Source organism: Streptomyces sp. NRRL F-5650 (assembly GCF_000721365.1).
GTDB classification, from domain to species: Bacteria; Actinomycetota; Actinomycetes; order Streptomycetales; family Streptomycetaceae; genus Streptomyces; species Streptomyces ardesiacus.
Map to the genome: position 1 here is coordinate 122,426 of NZ_JOGV01000010.1, position 18,680 is coordinate 141,105.

An 18,680-nucleotide genomic window follows, 5' to 3' on the forward strand; every position below is an offset into this window, starting at 1 on the left:
CCCCCCGGCGCCCGGGAGCTTTGAACACACCGATGACAAAGTATGGACATGTCAAGCGGAAGTCTCCTACCTTGGCGGCGGAACAACCGTCACCCCGCACAAGACCGGAGCGATTTCCGGCACGGTCCGGTCCCCACCACCCGGAGGACCAATGCGCCAACGGCTGTTATCGCGTGCCCGAAGACACCTCATCCTCTTGCTGACCTCGGCCGTCGCGGTCGGCGGTGCCTGGGCCGCCCCGGCGTCCTCGGCGGCCCAGGCCGACATCCCGCCACAGGAACCCGGCGTCACACTGCGCGTGTTCGACGTGCAGACGCCGCTGAACGAGCTGTGCACCCTCAAACCGGGCCAGACCCCCAACCACGACAAGCTGATGCCGACGGTCGACTGGTCCACCACCGACGACTTCGGCGGCATCGCCGACAACTTCGTCTCCGAGGCGTCCGGTTACCTGCTCGCTCCGCGGGCCGGCACCTATGTGTTCCGTCTGGTCAGCGACGACGGCTCCCGGCTGACCCTCGACGGCTCCACGGTCGTCGACCACGACGGGCTGCACGGTGCGGAGCCCAAGGACGGCACGGTCGAACTCACCGCGGGGGCGCACGCACTGCGCATCGAGCACTTCGACCGCGGCGGCGGCCAGCAGTTGCAGCTCTCCTGGATGCCGCCGGGCGAGAGCGCGTTCACCGTCGTGCCCACCGAGGCGCTGAGCACCGACGCCGGGGTCGTCCGGGTGACGGCGCCGGGCCGCAAGGAGTGCGAAGCCGGGCGCGACACCCCCGGCGACGGTCTGCCCCTGACCTCCGTACGCCCCGACCTCGACCTCACCGACCTGCGCCCCGACGGTTTCGAACCACAAGTCACCGGCATGGACTGGCTGCCCGACGGCCGCCTGGCGATCAGCACCTGGGGCGGCACCGACAACGTTGCCGGAGAGGTGTACCTCCTGGACCACGTCACCGGTGACACCAGCCGCGACAAGGTGACGGTCGAGAAGGTGGCGAGCGGCCTGCGCGAACCCATGGGCATCAAGTACGTGGACGGCTCGCTCTACGTCTCCCAGAAGCACGAACTGACCCGGCTGGTCGACCGCGACGGCGACGACGTGACCGACGAGTACCGCACGGTCGCCACCTGGCCCTACGGCGGCAACTTCCACGAGTTCGCGTTCGGCCTGCTCTACCGCGACGGCTACTTCTACGTGAACCTCTCCGTCGCCATCGACCTCGGCGGCGCGACCACCACCCCGCAGCCCGCGCCGAACCGCGGGACGACCTACCGGATCAGCAAGAAGACGGGGAAGATCAGTCCGGTCGCGGGCGGGCTGCGCACCCCGAACGGCATGGGCTGGGGGCCGGGCGGCGACCTGTTCGCCACCGACAACCAGGGCGGCTGGCTGCCCGCCTCGAAGCTGGTCCAGGTCAAGCAGGACCGCTTCTTCAACCACTACACCGAACCCGCCGGCCCCTTCGAGGGCTCCCCGGTCACCCAGCCGGTGGTGTGGCTGCCGCAGAACGAGATCGGCAACTCGCCCTCCACTCCGCTGTACCTGACCAAGGGCACCTTCGCGGGCCAGATGCTGATCGGCGACGTCACCTACGGCGGCCTCCAGCGCGCCTACCTGGAGAAGGTGAAGGGCCAGTACCAGGGCGCCGTCTTCCGCTACACGCAGGGCCTGGAGGCGGGCGTCAACCGCGTCTCCCTCGGCCCCGACGGCGCGATCTACACCGGCGGGCTGGGGGCCGACGGAAATTGGGGCCAGGAGGGCAAGCTGAAGTTCGGCCTGCAGAAGCTCACGCCGAACGGCGGCAACACCTTCGACGTGCAGAAGATGCGGGCCGTGCCGGGCGGCTTCGACCTGACGTACACCCAGCCGGTGTCCGGGGAGACGGCCGCCGCGCTCGCGGCCGCCTACGAGGCCGAGCAGTGGCGCTACACGCCCACCTCCGCCTACGGCGGCCCGAAGATCGCCGAGGAGAAGCTGGCCGTGCGGTCCGCGACGCTCTCGAAGGACGGCCGCACCGTCCGGCTGCGGCTGGACGGCCTGAAGCCGGACCGCGTGGTGCACGTGCGCTCACCCCGCCCGTTCAGCTCCGCCGCCGGCGAGACGCTGTGGAGCACGGAGGCCTGGTACACGCTCAACGAGATGCCCGGCAAGCAGCCTCCGGCGGCCACTTCGTACGAGGCGGAGGAGGCACGGCTGACCGGGACGGCGGGCATCAACACCGACCACACCGGCTACTCCGGCAGCGGATTCGTCGACCGCTGGGCCACCGAGGGCAAGGCCACCACGACCTTCGACGTGACCGTCCCCAAGCCCGGCACCTACGACGTGGGCCTGCGCTACTCCAACGGCCCGAACCCCTTCCAGGGCACCAAGTCGCTCTCCCTGTACGCCAACGGGGAGAAGGTGCGCCAGACCCTGCTCCCGTCCACCGGGGACTGGGACACCTGGTCCACCCGGACCGAGAGGGTGAGGCTGCGCGCGGGGCACAACACGCTCTCCTACCGGTACGACCCCGGCGACACCGGGCACGTCAACCTCGACCTGGTGACCGTGCACCCGCACGGCGCCGCGGTCGCCCTGTTCGACGGCACCGCCGCCTCGCAGGGGCAGTGGCAGCACACGGACGGACGGCCGGTGGCGTGGCCGCTCGCCGCGCAGAGGTCGATGGAGGTGTGCTGCGGCGACATCCGCACCAAGGACGCCTACCAGGACTTCAGGCTCCACGTGGAGTTCCGTGTGCCGCTGCTGCCGGACGACGTGACGGGGCAGGACCGCGGCAACAGCGGCATCTACCTCCAGGACCGCTACGAGCTGCAGAGCCTCGACTCCTACGGCGACACCACCCCCGGCACGGACGAGGCCGGGGCGATCTATCTGAAGAAGGCGCCCGACCTCAACGCGGCGACGGCCCCGGAGACCTGGCAGACGTACGACGTCGTCTTCCGTGCCGCCCGCTTCGACGAGACCGGCGCCAAGACCGCCGACGCGCGGGTGACGGTGGTGTGGAACGGCAGGACCGTCCACGACGACGTCGCCCTCGACGGGCCCACCGCGGCGGGCCGGGCGGAGTCGCCCGCCGCCGGGGCGATCCGGCTCCAGGACCACGGCAACAAGGTCCGGTTCCGGGACATCCGGGTGGAACCGCTCGGGTGAACCGGGGCGGTGCGGGGCGGTTCCTGAACGCCGTCCCGCACCGCCGCTGCCCGGATCGGACGGGCGGGCCGGTGCCGCGGGCGGCTCTGGGTAGGCTGAAACGGGAAACCCCCTGCCCGTCGAACAAGGAGCGGAATTGAGCGAGCCGGCGTCCATCGCCCTGCAGAAGGAGATCGCCCGGGAGCTGGAGGTCGCGGAGACCTTCGACGCCGAAGGGGAGATCGAGCGCCGAGTGGCCTTCCTCGCCGAGCGCCTGACCTCCACGGGGCTGCGCGCCCTCGTGCTCGGCATCAGCGGCGGTGTCGACTCGACCACCGCGGGCCGGCTGTGCCAGCTCGCCGTGGAGCGGGTCCGCGCCGCGGGCCACGAGGCCCGTTTCTACGCGATGCGGCTGCCGCACGGGGTCCAGGCGGACGAGCACGACGCCCAGTTGGCGCTGTCCTTCATCCAGCCCGACGAGGTGCTGACCGTGGACGTCAAGCCGGCCAGCGACGCGTCGCTGGCCGCCCTGCTCGCCGCCGACGTGGCCTTCCGCGACGAGCGCCACCAGGACTTCGTGCTGGGCAACATCAAGGCCCGGCAGCGCATGATCGCCCAGTACGCCGTGGCCGGTGCGCACGACGGCCTGGTCGTCGGCACCGACCACGCGGCCGAGGCGGTCTCCGGCTTCTTCACCAAGTTCGGCGACGGCGCCGCCGACCTCGTGCCGCTGACCGGCCTCACCAAGCGCCGGGTGCGCGCCGTCGCCGACGCGCTGGGTGCCCCCGCCGAGCTGGTGCGGAAGGTTCCGACTGCCGACCTGGAGACGCTCGACCCCGGCAAGGCCGACGAGGACGCCCTCGGGGTCACGTACGACGAGATCGACGACTTCCTGGAGGGCAGGCCGGTGAAGGAGGAGACCTTCCGGACGATCGTCACGCGCTACCGGCAGACCGACCACAAGCGCCGCCTGCCGATCGCTCCCTGACCGTCCTCCGCTCGCTTCCCGGCCTGCCGCCGATCGCTTCCTGACGTGGCCGGCGGTGGCGGCCCACGCCGCCACCGCCGGCCACGGCGCCATCCATGTCCATTATGTGCGGTTTGCCAGGAGCCGTCTTAGTCTGGCCGAGGGGTGCCCGAACCAGGACCCACACCGGCCGGAGAGGCGGAGCGGACATGGCGGACTTCATCGGCGCGGTGGACCAGGGAACCACCAGCACGCGGTTCATGATCTTCGACCACGGGGGCAACGAGGTCGCGAAGCACCAACTGGAGCACGAGCAGATCCTCCCGCGCTCCGGGTGGGTGGAGCACGACCCGGTGGAGATCTGGGAGCGCACCAACTCGGTGATGCAGAACGCCCTGCGCAACGGCGGCCTCTCGGGCACGGACCTGGCGGCCATCGGCATCACCAACCAGCGCGAGACCACCGTGGTCTGGGACCCGCGCACCGGCCGTCCCTACTACAACGCCATCGTCTGGCAGGACACCCGCACCGACGCCATCGCCGCCGCCCTGGAGCGCTCGGGCCGGGGCGACGTCATCCGCCGCAAGGCCGGGCTGCCGCCCGCGACGTACTTCTCCGGCGGGAAGATCCAGTGGATCCTGGAGAACGTCGACGGCGTCCGGGAAGCCGCCGAGCAGGGCAACGCGGTGTTCGGCAACACGGACTCCTGGGTCCTGTGGAACCTGACCGGCGGGCCCGACGGCGGCATCCACGCCACCGACGTGACCAACGCCAGCCGCACCATGCTGATGGACCTGGAGACGCTCGACTGGGACGACGAACTGCTCGGCTTCTTCGGCATCCCGCGCAGCATGCTGCCCACCATCAACCCCTCCTCCCACCCCGAGGCGTACGGCACGACCCGGACCTCCCGCCCGCTGCGCGCCGCCGTCCCCATCACCGGGGTCCTGGGCGACCAGCACGCGGCCACCGTCGGCCAGGTGTGCTTCTCCCCCGGTGAGGCCAAGAACACCTACGGAACCGGCAACTTCCTGGTCCTCAACACCGGCACCGAACTGGTCCGCTCCCGGCACGGCCTCCTGACCACCGTGGCCTACCAGTTCGGGGACAATCCGCCGGTCTACGCGCTGGAGGGCTCGATCGCCGTGACCGGGTCCGCCGTGCAGTGGCTGCGCGACCAGATGAAGATCATCAAGACGGCGGCCGAGAGCGAGGAACTCGCCCGCACGGTCGAGGACAGCGGCGGCATGTACTTCGTCCCCGCCTTCTCCGGCCTGTTCGCGCCGTACTGGCGCTCCGACGCCCGGGGCGCGATCGTCGGACTCGCCCGGTACAACGACAACGCGCACCTGGCCCGGGCGACGCTGGAGTCCATCTGCTACCAGAGCCGTGACGTGGTCGAGGCCATGGAGCAGGACTCCTCGGTCCACCTGGACGTGCTCAGGGTCGACGGCGGGGTGACCGCCAACGACCTGTGCATGCAGATCCAGGCCGACGTCCTCGGCGTCCCGGTCAGCCGCCCCGTCGTCGCGGAGACCACCGCGCTGGGCGCCGCCTACGCGGCGGGGCTCGCCACGGGCTTCTGGCGGGACACCGACGAACTGCGCACCCACTGGAGCGAGTCCAGGCGCTGGGAGCCCCAGTGGTCCGAGGAGCAGCGCGCCCAGGGGTACGCGGGCTGGAAGATGGCGGTGGAGCGCACGCTGGACTGGGTCAAGGTCCCCGAGAGCTGATCCCGAATCCGGTCGCGGCCGAACGGGCCGGGGTGTTTGGGTGTCGGGCATGGATGTCTTCTCCCGTTCCTGGTCCGCTCTGCTCGCCGCGGTCGCCGGCCTCTCCGACGAGGACTTCGCCCGGCCGTCCGGCTGCACCGGCTGGCTCGTCCGGGACCTCGTGTGCCACCTGGTCGTCGACGCCCAGGACGTCCTGATCACCCTCGCCACTCCGGCCGCCGGGGAGGCGACCCGGGACGCGGTCACCTACTGGCGGATCGTGGAGCCCCCGACGGGGGACGACCCGCTCGACGCGCTGACCGTCCGGCTCGCCGCCGCCTACGAGCAGCCGGAGCTGCTCAGGTTCCACCTCGACGACGTCGGCTCCGCCGCGGGCCGTGCCGCCGCGCTCGCCGACCCCGCGGGCCGGGTCGCCACCCAGGGTCAGACACTCACGGCGGGCGACTACCTCTCGGCGTACGTCCTGGAGTGGACCCTGCACCACCTCGACCTGATCGCCCACGTCCCCGGGGCGGCGCCCCCTCCGGCGGAAGGCCTCGGGCACTCGCGGGAACTGCTGGAGGGCGTCGTCGGGGCGAGGTTCCCCACGTCCCTCACCGACCGGGACGCCCTGCTGATCGGCACGGGCCGCCGAACCCCGAACCCGGCCGAGACGACGGCCCTGGGCGACTTGGCGACGCGACTCCCGTTTCCGGTCGGGTGACCGGCACCGGCCGACGGACGCGAGGCGGGCGCGACCGGCGGCTCGGTAGGTCGGTGGGTCGTCCGATCGGACGACCGGGGCGTCGTCCGATCGGCAGAAGTCACGGAGCCGGAGCGTCGATCCGCACCGGTGCGACCGTGCTCCAGGCTGGAGGCACACGTCCCCGACACCGCGGAGCTGTCCCACCATGACCGCCAAGCCACCCACCCCCGCCGACCTCGCCCTCTCGGACGCCGTCCGCCGCGGTGACGCCGACGCCGACCGCGCCGCGCTGCGGGCCGGTGCCGACCGGGAACGGCGCGACGAACAGGGCCGCACACCGCTGCTCCTCGCGGCCCTGGCCGACCGGGTCGCGGTCGCCGAGGTGCTGGTCGCGGCCGGCGCCGACGTCAACGCCCAGGACGCGCGCGACGACAGCGCGTGGCTGGTCACCGGGGTCACGGGCAGCGTCGCGATGATGCGGACGCTGCTGCCCGGCGGACCGGACGTCACGCTGACCAACCGCTTCGGCGGCGTCTCGGTGATCCCGGCGAGCGAGCGCGGCCACGTGGCCTACGTACGGGCCGTGCTCGCGGAGACCGGCATGGACGTCGACCACGTCAACCGGCTCGGCTGGACGGCGTTGCTGGAGGCGGTGGTCCTCGGGGACGGCGACCGCACGCACCTGGACGTCGTGGCGGCCCTGCTCGACGCGGGCGCCGACCCGTCGCTGCCGGACGGCGACGGTGTCACGGCCCGGACGCACGCCGAGCGCAGGGGGTTCCGCGCCATCGCGGACCTGCTGCGGCGGGCCGAGTCGCGCGACGGCGACGGCCCCGGCCAGGAGGGCGGGCGGCGGTGAACCGGCGTTCCCTCGGGAGCCGCCTCGCCGCGCTGGCCGCCGTCGCCGCGGCCCTGGCCGGATGCGCGTCGGACGCCGGCGACGACGATGCCGCGGCCCCCGCGTCCACCGCGCCCTCCGCCGCGTCCGCGCGCCCGCCCGGCTCCGGCGGCGCCCCGGCACGCACACCGGACGGCACCCTGCTGGTCACCGACTTCGGCGCCGACACCGTCACCTTCGTCGACCCGGCCGCGCGGGACGGGGCGGCCGCCCTCGGCTCGGTACGGGTCGGGACGGCGCCGTACGGGGTCGTCCTCGGCGAGGACGGCACGGCGTGGGTGGCGACCGCGGAGGGCGTGGCCGCCGTGGACACCCGCACCCGCGAGCGCACCGCCCTCGTCCCCTACCGGACGGACACGGGCCCCGTGACGACCGGCGAGTACCGCGGCGGCGGCATGGGCATCGCCCTGTCCCCCGACGGCAGCCGTGTCTACGTCGGGGTCAACGTCCCCGGCGGCGACGGCACCCTGGAGGTCGTCGACACCCGGCGGCGGGAGGTGACGCGGGTCGTCCCGGTCGGCCGCCGCCCCTTCGACGTCGACGTCTCGCACGACGGCCGGCAGGTCTACGCCACCAACCACGACTCGTTCGACGTGACCGTCGTCGGCACCGGGGACTGGACGACGCGCAGCATCGAGGTCGCCCCCTACGGCACCGAGGGCGGCCTCGGCTCCTGGCTCAAGCCGCACTACACCGCCGTACGCCCCTCCGACGGCGCCCTGCTGCTGCCGTTCGAGGGCGAGCGCCTGGCGGTGGTCGACCCCGGCACCGGGCGCGTCCGGGTCGAGGACATGACCGCCAACACCCACCAGCACGGCGTCACGGCGGGCGCCGACGGCACGCTCTACGTCGTGGGCACCGGGCCGATCGATCCGTCCCGGGACGACGGCCCGTCCCTGACCGTCCGCACGCCCGACGGCGACGAACGGGTCATCCCCCTGGACGGCCCGCACGAGACCGTCGCCCTGTCGGCCGACGGCCGCACCGCCTACGTCACGGGCGGCTTCACCCGCGACGGCTACTGGAACGGCCTGAGTGTCGTCGACCTCGGCACCGGAGGGGTGACCCGGCTCCCGGTGGGCGAGCGCCCGCTGGCCGTCGCGGTCCTCGGCGACGGTGGACCGCGCCGGGCGTGAGGCCGCCGAGGCCACCGGCCCGTGGCCGAACCGAGCCGCCCCTGGTGTCCCGCGCCGGTCGGCGGGACCCTGGAAGGGACAGCCCCCGGCGTGCACCCGAAGGGAACGGCGAGCCGCGCGGCCGGAGCAGCAGCGGTCCCGGACCGCCGGGCCGGCCGCCCCGCCGAGCGGTGCCCCCGCCGTCCGTCCGCGGTGACCGCACGAAAGGAGCCGGAGCGATGACCTCTGCCACCACCCTGTCGGCGGCCCTCCACGGCGACCACCGCGCACGACTCATGCGGATCGCGCGGGAGGTCTCCCTCACGGAGGGCACCCGCCTCTTCGAGGAAGGACGGCGCGCCGACCGGTTCTGGATCGTCCGGACCGGCACGGTCAGCCTCGACCTGCGCGTCCCGGGACGCAGGCCCCCCGTCATCGAGACCCTCGGCCACGGCGAACTCGTCGGCTGGTCCTGGCACTTCCCTCCGCACCTGTGGCAACTGGGCGGCGAGGCCACGACTCCGGTGCGGGCCTGGGAGTTCGACGCGGACGCCACGCGGGAGATGTGCGCCCGCGACGCCGAGTTCGGGCGCGCGGTCGCCGTCTGGGTCGGCAAGGTGGTCGCCCACCGCCTGCAGGCCGCCCGGATCCGGCTGCTCGACCTGTACGGGCCGTACGGCAGCGGGGGACTGCGCTGACACCGCTCCGGACTCCGTCGGCCGTCCGCGGCACGACTCCATCGGATTGCGGGCCGATGGGTGACACATGCGCGAGGCGCGCGCAGTTCCTCGCCCACGCGGTCCCGGCCGAGCCGGCCTCCCCGGCCGGGACCGCCGGGACCGCCGGGTCGCGGCCACCTGCGACGGAACGACGTGCATGACAGCGGCTGTCCTCGCGTAGACTCCGCGGCATGGGTCGATGGGAGCCGAACGCGCGCGGCCGCCTGGAGCAGGCGGCGCTGGAGCTGTACGCCGAGCGCGGTTACGAGCAGACCCCGGTGGCCGAGATCACCAGGCGTGCGGGGCTGACGGAGCGGACGTTCTTCCGGCACTTCGCCGACAAGCGGGAGGTCCTCTTCGCGGGCTCCGGCAGGCTGGCGGAGCTGTGCGCGGGCGCCGTCGCCGCGGCGCCCGCGGACGCGACGCCGATGGACGCGGCCATGGCCGCCCTCGACGCCGCGGTGGGTGTCTTCGAGGAGCGCGGTGATCTGGTGCGCCTGCGGCAGAGCGTCATCGACGCCAACGCGGAGCTGCAGGAGCGGGAGCTGACCAAGCTCGCGACGCTCTCCGGTGCGCTGGCCGAGGCGCTGCGCGACCGCGGCACGGACGACCTGACCGCGCGGCTGACCGCCGAGGCGGCCGTCGCCCTGCTCAAGGTGGCCTTCGAGCAATGGGTCCACGGGCCCGGGCAGCGGACGCTGCGGCACCTGGTGGGTGAGTGTGCCGACACCCTCGGCACGGCGGTGGCCCGCAGCCGGGGCGCCGCGGGGAGCGTCCGCGACTGAGGACGGCCGCCCGGTCCTGCCGGTCAACCGGTGTACGGGGAGGGCCCCTTGCGACGTAGGTTGGGTCCAAGCACCCACGCCTCGGCTGAAAGACGGACCGCACCCATGAGCGACTCCTCGACGACCCCCGGCAGCACCGCGCAGCAGAAGATCGACACGTCCGTGCCGCACTCGGCCCGGATCTGGAACTACTGGCTGGGCGGGAAGGACAACTACCCGGTCGACGAGCAGGCCGGTGACGCGTACACCGCCGTCTTCCCCGGCATCGTCACCATCGCCCGCAGCAGCCGCGCCTTCCTGCGCCGCAACATCACCCATCTGGTCGCCGAGGCGGGCATCCGGCAGTTCCTCGACATCGGCACCGGGCTGCCGACCGCCGACAACACCCACGAGGTCGCCCAGCGCCTGGCGCCCGAGGCGCGGATCGTCTACGTCGACAACGACCCGATGGTCCTCGCCCACGCCCGCGCGCTGCTGTACTCCACCCCCGAGGGTGCGACCGCCTACGTCGACGCCGACGTGCTCGACCCCGACACGGTCCTGGCGGCGGCCGCCCGCACACTGGACTTCGACCGGCCCGTCGCCCTGATCCTGAGCAACATCCTGGGTCACATCCCCGACTACGACCGGGCGCGCTCCGTCGTCTCCCGGCTGGTCGACGCCCTGCCGTCCGGCAGCTTCCTGTCGGTCAACGACGGCTCGCGGGGCATCGACCCGGAGTTCGAACGGGCCCAGGACGCCTACAACGAGAGCGGCGCCGCACCGTACGTCCTGCGCACCGTGGACCGGATCACCGCGTTCTTCGACGGTCTGGAGCTGGTGGAGCCCGGCGTGGTCCCGGTGACCCTGTGGCGTCCGGAGGCGGGCGCCGGGGACGCGGAGCCCATCGGCGAGCACGGCGGACTCGCCCGCAAGCCGTGACGCCCCGCCCCGCGCGCGTGCCGCGGGGCGCCGCATGCCACAGGGCGGGGCCCCGGGAAACCTGCGGCTCCCGGGGCCCCGCCCTGCTCGGCGACCTCCCGGTCAGGCGGGGGTGATGTTCTCCGCCTGCGGGCCCTTGTTGCCCTGGGTGATGTCGAAGGTGACGGCCTGGCCTTCCTGCAGCTCGCGGTAGCCCGTCGCGTTGATGTTGGAGTAGTGCGCGAAGACGTCGGGGCCGCCGCCGTCCTGCGCGATGAAGCCGAAGCCCTTTTCAGAGTTGAACCACTTGACGGTTCCGCTGGCCATGCCTTTTGCCTTTCAGCCGTGATCGGATCCGCACCGCGCGAACCCGGAGGTGGTCGTCCTGGTCCTCCGGCATTGCACAGCAAACCGCCCGCACTCCGGCGCGGGCGGTCTGGGCGAACCACGACATCTGCTGCTGACGCTACACGGCATGTCCGAGCCCCACCAGTGAGTAAGGGGTCCGAGCGGCAACCATGTTGCCGCTCGGAGCCCTCGGGCGACCGCCGTACGGGTCCGCGCTGCGCCATCCGGGGGAGACGGCGAGGCGGCCGCACACCCCGGTTCCCCAAGTGGTCTAGCTATGAAGAGACCACCCACGGAGTCGGAGATCGATATGACCGTCAGGAAAGCGCTGGCTCTGGTGACCGGCGCCGTCATGTGCGCCGGCGTGCTGGCCACCGGCTGCGCCCGGGAGCACACGGCCGCCACCTCCCAGGACGCGCACGCACCCGCGAGTTCCGCGGCCCCGCGCCCCGCTCCCCCGCGTTCCTTCCCCCGGCCGTTGCCCGTGGTCGGGCCGCTCGTGCGCGAGCGGCTCCCGGACGGCACCCGGCAGGCCCTGGTGGTCACCGGCGAGGCCGAGGACTCGTCCCGGGCCCGTGTGGTGCTCTACGAGCAGGAGCCGGCCGAGGGCTGGCGCGCGGTGGCCGGTCCGTGGCCCGCGCACAACGGCCTGCGCGGCTGGACCGAGGACCACGAGGCGGGCGACCTGCACACGCCCATCGGCGTCTTCGGTCTCAGCGACGCGGGGGGCCGGCTGCCCGACCCGGGCACCCTGCTGCCCTACGACGAGGACCCGGAGTTCTCCGTGTCCGGCACCGGGTACCTCGGCGAGCCCCTGGAAGGGTCCTTCGACTACGTGGTCGCCATCGACTACAACCGGGTGCCCGGCACCTCCCCGCTGGACAAGGCCCGCCCCCTGGGCGAGGACAAGGGCGGCGGCGTGTGGATCCACGTGGACCACGACGGGCCGACCAACGCCTGCGTGTCCCTGAGCGAGGAGCACATGCGGGCGCTGCTGACCGCACTGGACCCGGACAGGGAGCCGGTCGTCGTCATGGGCCCGCGGGACGTCCTGGCCCGGTAGGGCGTGCCGCGGCAGGGCGTCCCCGTGGGCGCGACGACCGGTGTGCCCGGCTCAGCCGACGGGCGGCATCTCGGTGGGCTCCGAGTCGAGGCCCGCCCTGCGCTGCCGCCAGGCGTCCCGGGTGAAGTCCGGTATCTCCACGGGCCGGCCGCCCTTGGCCAGCGACATGACGCTCAGGGGGACGGAGGAGCACCAGGCGGCCGAGTCGTAGACGTCGATGTCCGGCACCAGGCCCGCGCGCATCGACTGGACGGTGCGCCACTGCAGGACGTAGTCCATGCCGCCGTGGCCGCCGTTGTTCGCGGCGTCGTCGCCGACCTTCCGCCACAGCCAGTGGTCGTACTCCTTGCGGTAGGCCTCGAAGTCGCGCCAGGTGTGGCCGCTGTGGTCCGGTTCGACGTAGACGCGGGCTCCGGTCGGGCCGGATCCGGCGTAGTCCTCGACGATGCCGCGGCTGCCGGCGAGGGTGTTGATCCGGCTGTAGGGCCGGGGCGAACTCACGTCGTGCTCCGCGCGGATCGTCCTGCCCCGCGCCGTTTCGATCAGACAGGTGACGAGGTCGCCGTTGATGTAGGTCTCCTTCCAGGACGGGTGGTCGCGCGGGACGAAGCGGGCCCGGTAGTCGGCCAGGCCCCTGGGGGCCGTCGCGGTGGCGCGCAGGGTGGTCATGCGGTCGCCGCGGTTGACGTCCATCGCCGCCGCGATGGGGGCCAGCCCGTGCATGGCGTAGAAGGAGGCGGTGCTGCGGGTGTGCCACAGGCGCCGCCAGGAGTCGGTGTAGTACGTGTCGGAGAAGAGGAGTTCGCGCAGGTCGTGCAGGTAGCCGCCGTGGCCGTTGGTGATGTCTCCGAACAGGCCGTCGTGCGCCGCCCTCAGCATGGCCAGTTCGTTGCGGCCGTAGCTGCAGTTCTCGGACAGCATCAGGTGTCTGCGGGTGCGTTCCGAGGTGTCGACGAGGTCCCACAGCTGGCGCAGTTCCGTGGCGACGGGGAGTTCCACGACGGCGTGCCGGCCGCTGAGCAGCGCGGCCCGGCCGTGCTCGTAGTGGAACTCCCAGGGCGTGGCGACGTACACGAGGTCGATGTCGTCGCGGCGGAGCATCCGGGCGTAGGAGTCGACGGAGCCGCCGTACTCGGCGGGGCGCGGGACGCCCTTGCTCTCCAGGCGGTCGGCGGCGCGCTCGGCCCGGTCGGCGCGGATGTCGCAGACTGCGGTCACGGTGCAGCCGGGCACGGCGGCCCAGCCGGTGATCATGCTCGCGCCCCGGTTGCCGAGGCCGATGACGCCGACACGGACGGTGCGGTGGGCGGCGAAGGGCACACCGATCATCGTCTTCTGGCCGGGCTTGCGGCGGGGTGCCTGCCCCGCCGCCGAGGCGGCGGGGGCGGCGGCACCGATCCCGGTCGCGAGGGCGCCGGTGGCGGCGGCGGAGCCCAGGAGCAGTCGGCGGGAGACAGCGGGCGTTTCGGACATGACGGCAACACTCCTCGTGGCGTACGCATCACGGTCGGGGCGCGGTCGGGCGTTGTCGGGCAACGTCGAGCTGTCGAACGGTCGAACACTGTCGGGGCATGACTCTGCGGGCTGTGCCGTGACATGTCAATACGTGCTCGATGCGCACCCGTTCCGAGCACTTCCGCGCACCCCGGGGCCGAGCCGGCGTCCCTGCGGGACCGTCAGAACAGCCGCTCCTGGGCGGGCTGGGGCCTCGTGCGGCCCTTGCGGCGCGGGGCGGGAGGGGCGGGCGCGCTCTCGCCGAACAGGGGTGCGGTGCCGTACTCGTCCGGCTCGGCCGGGACGGCGGCGGGGCCGGTGCCCACGTTGAGGACCAGGGGGGCGTCCCGGTCGAAGTCGCCCGGCGTCATCGCCGCCCACTCGCGACCCTGCCGCTCTCCCACGCACCGACACCTCTCTCGCGCCGCCCGCCGCGACCACGCGACGCTACCAGCCCCGAGGGAGCCGCGTGATCACGCCTGCCACCTGGCACGCCTTCATCGTTCCCGGACGGTCGAGGGCCGACGCCTCCTGCTTGTTCCTGCACGGAAAAACCACTTTCCGATCAGCTTCGCGCACCGCCTCTCTCGCTTCGAACCCTTGACAGGGCCTGGATCCGGTCGATTTACTCCCGATCAACGCCGATGCCGTGTGATCGGCGGCAGAGGTACGCCCAGCCGGTAGCTGGCCCCGCGCCAGGAGCCCGGACTGAGTCGCCAGGACGGCCACGCGCGTCCGAGGCGGGGACGTGCCCACCACCCTCCGGAGCTCGAACCATGAGCCGTACCCACGTACACACCCGCAGGAAGCCGGTACTGGCCGGCATCGGGGCCACCGCCGTCCTCGTCACCGCCGCCGCACTCGTCCCCGGCGGCGCCCGGGCCGAGGCGGCCGCGTACTCCCCGCCGCCCGCGCACGCGGGCTTCGACTACCAGATCGGCGGCGCCTACACCCCGCCGGCCGGCGTGGAGGTGGTCAGCCGCGACCACACGGCCTCCCCCGCCCCGGGCCTGTACAACATCTGTTACGTCAACGCCTTCCAGGCCCAGCCCGGCGCCGAGGACGACTGGGACGACGACCTGCTGCTGCGCGACGCGGACGGCGACGTCGTCTACGACACCGACTGGGGCGAGGCCTTCCTCGACATCCGCACCGCCGACAAGCGCGAGCGCGTCGCCGAGAAGGTCGGCACCTGGATCGACGGCTGCGCGGACAAGGGCTTCCAGGCCGTCGAGCCGGACAACTACGACAGCTACACCCGTGCCGGTGACCTGCTGGACGCCAGCGACGCGCAGGGTCTCATCAGGCTGCTGGCGGAGCGCGCGCACTCCGACGGGCTGGCGATCGGGCAGAAGAACACCGCCGAACTGGCCCCGAACCGTGAGGCGAACGGGCTGGACTTCGCGGTCGCCGAGGAGTGCGGCGAGTGGGACGAGTGCGGTGACTACACGGCCGAGTTCGGCGACAGGGTCGTCGTGGTCGAGTACACCGCCAAGGGACTGTCGAAGGCGTGCGCGGGCTTCGGCGACGAGCTGAGCATCGTCCGGCGCGACCTGGACGTGTCGCCGAAGGGCAGCAACGGCTACGTCCGTGAGACCTGCTGAGACCGCGCGGCGGCCAGTCCCGTCCTTGGAGGTACTGATGGATGCGGTCCGACGTGCCGCGCGTCCCTCGCGCAGGGGTGTGCTGCGGGCCGGCGGGGGCGCCGCCCTCACCGCGGTGGCCGGCACCGCGGTGAGCGGCTGCGGGACCGGAGCGGACGACGGCGTCGCGGCCGACGGCACGGTCACCGTCGAGATGTGGCACGGCCAGGCGGACACGGCGAAGAAGGTCCTGGAAGGACTCGTCGCCGACTTCGAACGGTCGCACCCGAAGATCAGGGTGAAGCTGGGCGGCGGCGTGCTCTCGGACGTGATGCTGCAGAAGGTGACGGCCGCCCTCGCCGCCGGCTCGTACCCGGACATCGCCTACATCTTCGGCTCCGACCTGGCCCGGGTGGCCCGCAGCCCGCAGGTCGTCGACCTCACCGACACGGTCGCCACCGGTCCCGTGCCGTGGAAGAACTACTGGGCGGCCTCCAGGGACGCCGTCACCCTCAACGGCAGGGTCAGGGCAGCGCCCGCGGTGCTCGACTCGCTCGCCGTGGTCTGCAACAAGAAGCTGTTCCGCGAGGCCGGTCTGCCCCTGCCCCGGGCCGGCTGGACCTGGGCGGACTTCGTCTCCTGCGCGCGCACGCTCACCCGGTCGGGCCGGGGACGGTTCGGCACCGGCTGGCCGGGCACCGGCGACGAGGACACCGTGTGGCGCCTGTGGCCGCTGATCTGGGACCTGGGCGGCGACGTCGTCGACGAGGGCGGCAAGAACATCGGCTTCGCCCGCACCGGCGCCCGGGCGCTCCAGGTGGTGGCCGACCTGGCCCGGGACAAGAGCGTCTACGTCGACCCCAAGCCCGGCAGCGAGCAGATGTACCAGGTGTTCCAGTCCGGTCGCATGGGCATGGCGGTCACCGGCCCGTGGCAGTTGCCCGACATCGAGACCGCCGGGATCGACTACCACGTCGCTCCCCTGCCCTCCTTCAGCGGACGCCCGGTCACCATCTCCGGGCCCGACACCTGGACGGTGTTCGACAACGGCGAGGCCCGCTCCGAGGCCGCCCGCACCTTCCTGACCTGGCTGGCCCGGCCCGAGCAGGACGTGCGCTGGGACATCGAGGCCGGCAGCCTCCCGCTGAGCCGCCGCACCGAGGCCCTGCCCGCCTGGCAGGACAAGGTCGCCCGCACCGAGGGCCTGGCCGTGTTCACCAAAGCCCTGGAGACGGCGCGCGTACGCCCCGTCCATCCGGCGTACCCGGAGGTCTCGCAGGCGCTCGGGCAGGCGATCGTCGCCGTGCTCCTGGGGCGCAGCAGCCCCGAGAAGGCACTGCGTGCCTGCGCCGACGACGCCAACGCCGCCCTGCTCATACCGCGTTGAGGAGCCACCCCGTCATGCCGCGCCTCCCCCGCCCCCTCACCGTCGAGGGGCCGCCGCCCGACCCGCGGCCCCTGCGCCGCAAGCGCCGCCGCGAGACCTCCGCCGCCTGGGTGTTCGTCTCGCCGGCCGTCCTGATCGTCCTCGGCCTGAGCATCGTCCCGGTGATCTGGTCGCTGCTGCTGTCCTTCCAGGCCAGCGACCTGGTCACGCCCAGCCGCTGGGTGGGCCTCGACAACTACCGCGCCCTCGCCCAGGACCCCAACTTCAGCCAGGCGGTCCGCAACACGCTGCTCTACACGGTCCTGTACGTGCCGCTGAGCCTGCTGTTCGGCCTGGCCCTCGCCCTGGTGCTCAACCGGCGCATCCGCCTCGTCGGCCTCTACCGCACCCTGATCTTCGTGCCGTTCGTGCTGTCGGCGACCGCGCAGGGCGTGCTGTTCTCCTTCATCCTGGACCCGGAATTCGGCGCGGCCAACTCGGTGCTGCACCGCCTCGGCCTCTCCTCGCAGGGGTTCCTGTCCGATCCCTCCCAGGCGCTGCTCGTGCTGGTGGCGATCACACTGTGGAGCGGCACCGGCTTCTGCGTCGTGGTCTACCTCGCCGCCCTCCAGGACGTGCCGCAGTCCCTGATCGAGGCGGCCCGTCTGGACGGCGCCGGGCGCCGGCACCTGCTGCGCCACGTCACGCTGCCCACCCTCACCCCGGTCACCGTCTTCCTGGTGCTGTGGCAGGCCATCCAGTCGCTCCAGGTCTTCGACCTCGTGTACGTCACCACCAAGGGCGGCCCGCTCGGCTCGACCACGGTGATCGTCTACTTCATCTGGGAGCAGGCCTTCAAGAACGCCACCGCCGGGTACGGGGCCTCGGCCGCGTACGTCCTGGCCGTCGCGCTCGGTCTGGTCGCGGGGGCCGTCCGTCTCGCCCGGCGTCGGGGACGCCACCGTCCCGAAGGAGCCCGGTCATGACGGCGACCTCCACCCGCCCGGACACCGCGGGCGCCGTGGCGGCACGGCCCGCCGCCGCCGAACGGCGCCGCCCGCGGCTCCCGTTCAGCCCCTGGCACCTGCTGCTGGCGCCGCTCGCCCTGGTCTTCGCCGTGCCGCTGGTGTGGCTGGTGCTCAGCTCGGTGATGAGCAACGCGGAGATCAACCGGTTCCCGCCGGCCCTGTGGCCGTCCGGCATCGACCTCGGCGGCTACCGGTACGTGCTGGGCAACGCGATGTTCCCCCGCTGGTTCGTCAACTCGCTGGTCCTCTCCGCCGTCACGGTCGCCGCGAACCTCGTCTTCGGCTCGCTGGCCGGGTACGCCTTCGCCCGGATGCGGTTCGCCGGGTCCCGGGTGCTGATGGGCCTGATGCTGGCCACCATGGCGGTGCCGTTCCAGCTCACGATGATCCCCACGTTCCTCGTCATGAAGAAGCTCGGGCTCATCGACACCCTGGGCGCGCTGATCGTGCCGTCGCTGGTCACGCCGTTCGCGGTGTTCCTGCTGCGGCAGTTCTTCCTCTCGCTGCCCAGGGAGCTGGAGGAGGCCGCCTGGATCGACGGCTGTTCCCGGCTGCGGGTGCTGTGGCGGATCGTGCTGCCGCTGTCGCGTCCGGCGCTGGCCACGGTGGCCGTGCTCACCTTCCTGACCACGTGGAACGACCTGACCTGGCCGCTGATCGCCATCAACCACGACACGCAGTACACGCTGCAACTGGGCCTGACCACGTTCCAGGGGCAGCACCACACCCAGTGGGCGGCCGTGATGGCGGGCAACGTCATCACCGTGCTGCCCGTCCTGCTCGCCTTCCTCGGCGCGCAGAAGACCTTCATCCAGTCGATCACCTCCAGCGGGCTCAAGGGCTGACCGCCCGCCCTC

Annotated in this window: 17 protein-coding genes; 14 read left to right on the top strand and 3 right to left on the bottom strand. The window is 72.7% G+C overall.

Annotation, left to right across the window (positions count from 1 at the left end; all coding sequences use genetic code 11):
* The first annotated feature begins 151 nt into the window (after positions 1-151).
* The 9 genes from IG88_RS0112170 to IG88_RS0112210 all read left to right on the top strand — a co-directional run bounded on the left by IG88_RS0112170 (position 152) and on the right by IG88_RS0112210 (position 10,962).
* A complete protein-coding gene (locus IG88_RS0112170) occupies positions 152-3,160 on the top strand; it encodes a family 16 glycoside hydrolase (RefSeq protein ID WP_031038838.1) in 3,009 nt (1,002 codons plus the stop codon).
* Positions 3,161-3,296: 136 nt separating this feature from the next.
* On the top strand, positions 3,297-4,127 hold the full coding sequence (gene nadE / locus IG88_RS0112175) for an ammonia-dependent NAD(+) synthetase (protein ID WP_031038841.1): 831 nt from the start codon (positions 3,297-3,299) through the stop codon (positions 4,125-4,127).
* Between the two features lie 188 nt (positions 4,128-4,315).
* Positions 4,316-5,839, top strand: coding sequence for a glycerol kinase GlpK (gene glpK, locus IG88_RS0112180; protein WP_031038844.1), 1,524 nt, complete (start codon positions 4,316-4,318; stop codon positions 5,837-5,839).
* 49 nt (positions 5,840-5,888) lie between these two features.
* On the top strand, positions 5,889-6,542 hold the full coding sequence (locus IG88_RS0112185) for a maleylpyruvate isomerase N-terminal domain-containing protein (protein WP_031038846.1): 654 nt from the start codon (positions 5,889-5,891) through the stop codon (positions 6,540-6,542).
* Positions 6,543-6,729: 187 nt separating this feature from the next.
* Complete coding sequence (locus tag IG88_RS0112190) at positions 6,730-7,383, top strand: ankyrin repeat domain-containing protein (protein WP_031038848.1); 654 nt, start codon at positions 6,730-6,732, stop codon at positions 7,381-7,383.
* Positions 7,380-8,558: a YncE family protein gene (locus IG88_RS0112195; protein ID WP_031038850.1), complete on the top strand. Its 1,179-nt coding sequence runs from the start codon at positions 7,380-7,382 to the stop codon at positions 8,556-8,558. Before IG88_RS0112190 ends, IG88_RS0112195 begins: the two co-directional genes overlap by 4 nt.
* A gap of 218 nt (positions 8,559-8,776) precedes the next feature.
* Positions 8,777-9,235 (top strand): cyclic nucleotide-binding domain-containing protein, encoded by a 459-nt coding sequence (locus IG88_RS0112200; RefSeq protein ID WP_031038852.1) that lies wholly within the window; start codon positions 8,777-8,779, stop codon positions 9,233-9,235.
* Between the two features lie 212 nt (positions 9,236-9,447).
* The gene (locus IG88_RS0112205) at positions 9,448-10,041 is read left to right on the top strand and encodes a TetR/AcrR family transcriptional regulator (RefSeq protein ID WP_031038854.1); all 594 of its coding nucleotides are present in this window, start codon (positions 9,448-9,450) and stop codon (positions 10,039-10,041) included.
* Between the two features lie 105 nt (positions 10,042-10,146).
* The gene (locus IG88_RS0112210) at positions 10,147-10,962 is read left to right on the top strand and encodes an SAM-dependent methyltransferase (protein ID WP_031038856.1); all 816 of its coding nucleotides are present in this window, start codon (positions 10,147-10,149) and stop codon (positions 10,960-10,962) included.
* 102 nt (positions 10,963-11,064) lie between these two features.
* On the opposite strand, the gene IG88_RS0112215 is transcribed toward IG88_RS0112210, so the two are convergent.
* Positions 11,065-11,268, bottom strand: a complete 204-nt coding sequence (locus IG88_RS0112215; protein ID WP_031038858.1) for a cold-shock protein — start codon at positions 11,266-11,268, stop codon at positions 11,065-11,067.
* Positions 11,269-11,599: 331 nt separating this feature from the next.
* Between IG88_RS0112215 and IG88_RS0112220 the strand changes: the two genes are divergently transcribed.
* Positions 11,600-12,352 (top strand): hypothetical protein, encoded by a 753-nt coding sequence (locus tag IG88_RS0112220; RefSeq protein ID WP_031038861.1) that lies wholly within the window; start codon positions 11,600-11,602, stop codon positions 12,350-12,352.
* Positions 12,353-12,403: 51 nt separating this feature from the next.
* Here the strand turns inward: IG88_RS0112220 and IG88_RS0112225 are convergent, their stop codons facing one another.
* Positions 12,404-13,825 carry a Gfo/Idh/MocA family protein gene (locus tag IG88_RS0112225; protein ID WP_031038862.1) on the bottom strand — a complete coding sequence of 474 codons (1,422 nt, stop codon included), beginning with the start codon at positions 13,823-13,825 and terminating at the stop codon, positions 12,404-12,406.
* A 203-nt stretch (positions 13,826-14,028) separates the two neighbouring features.
* Positions 14,029-14,250: a hypothetical protein gene (locus IG88_RS0112230; RefSeq protein WP_031038865.1), complete on the bottom strand. Its 222-nt coding sequence runs from the start codon at positions 14,248-14,250 to the stop codon at positions 14,029-14,031.
* Positions 14,251-14,622: 372 nt separating this feature from the next.
* On the opposite strand from IG88_RS0112230, the gene IG88_RS0112235 reads away from it, so the two are divergent.
* Genes IG88_RS0112235 through IG88_RS0112250 form a run of 4 tightly spaced genes read left to right on the top strand, consistent with a single transcriptional unit; the run spans position 14,623 to position 18,668 of the window.
* Entirely contained in the window at positions 14,623-15,450 is an 828-nt protein-coding gene (locus tag IG88_RS0112235; RefSeq protein ID WP_031038867.1) for an endo alpha-1,4 polygalactosaminidase, read from the top strand.
* Between the two features lie 37 nt (positions 15,451-15,487).
* The gene (locus IG88_RS0112240) at positions 15,488-16,816 is read left to right on the top strand and encodes an ABC transporter substrate-binding protein (protein WP_031038869.1); all 1,329 of its coding nucleotides are present in this window, start codon (positions 15,488-15,490) and stop codon (positions 16,814-16,816) included.
* A 14-nt stretch (positions 16,817-16,830) separates the two neighbouring features.
* Positions 16,831-17,781, top strand: a complete 951-nt coding sequence (locus IG88_RS0112245; RefSeq protein WP_031038872.1) for a carbohydrate ABC transporter permease — start codon at positions 16,831-16,833, stop codon at positions 17,779-17,781.
* A complete protein-coding gene (locus IG88_RS0112250; RefSeq protein WP_031038874.1) occupies positions 17,778-18,668 on the top strand; it encodes a carbohydrate ABC transporter permease in 891 nt (296 codons plus the stop codon). Before IG88_RS0112245 ends, IG88_RS0112250 begins: the two co-directional genes overlap by 4 nt.
* Positions 18,669-18,680: the final 12 nt, after the last annotated feature.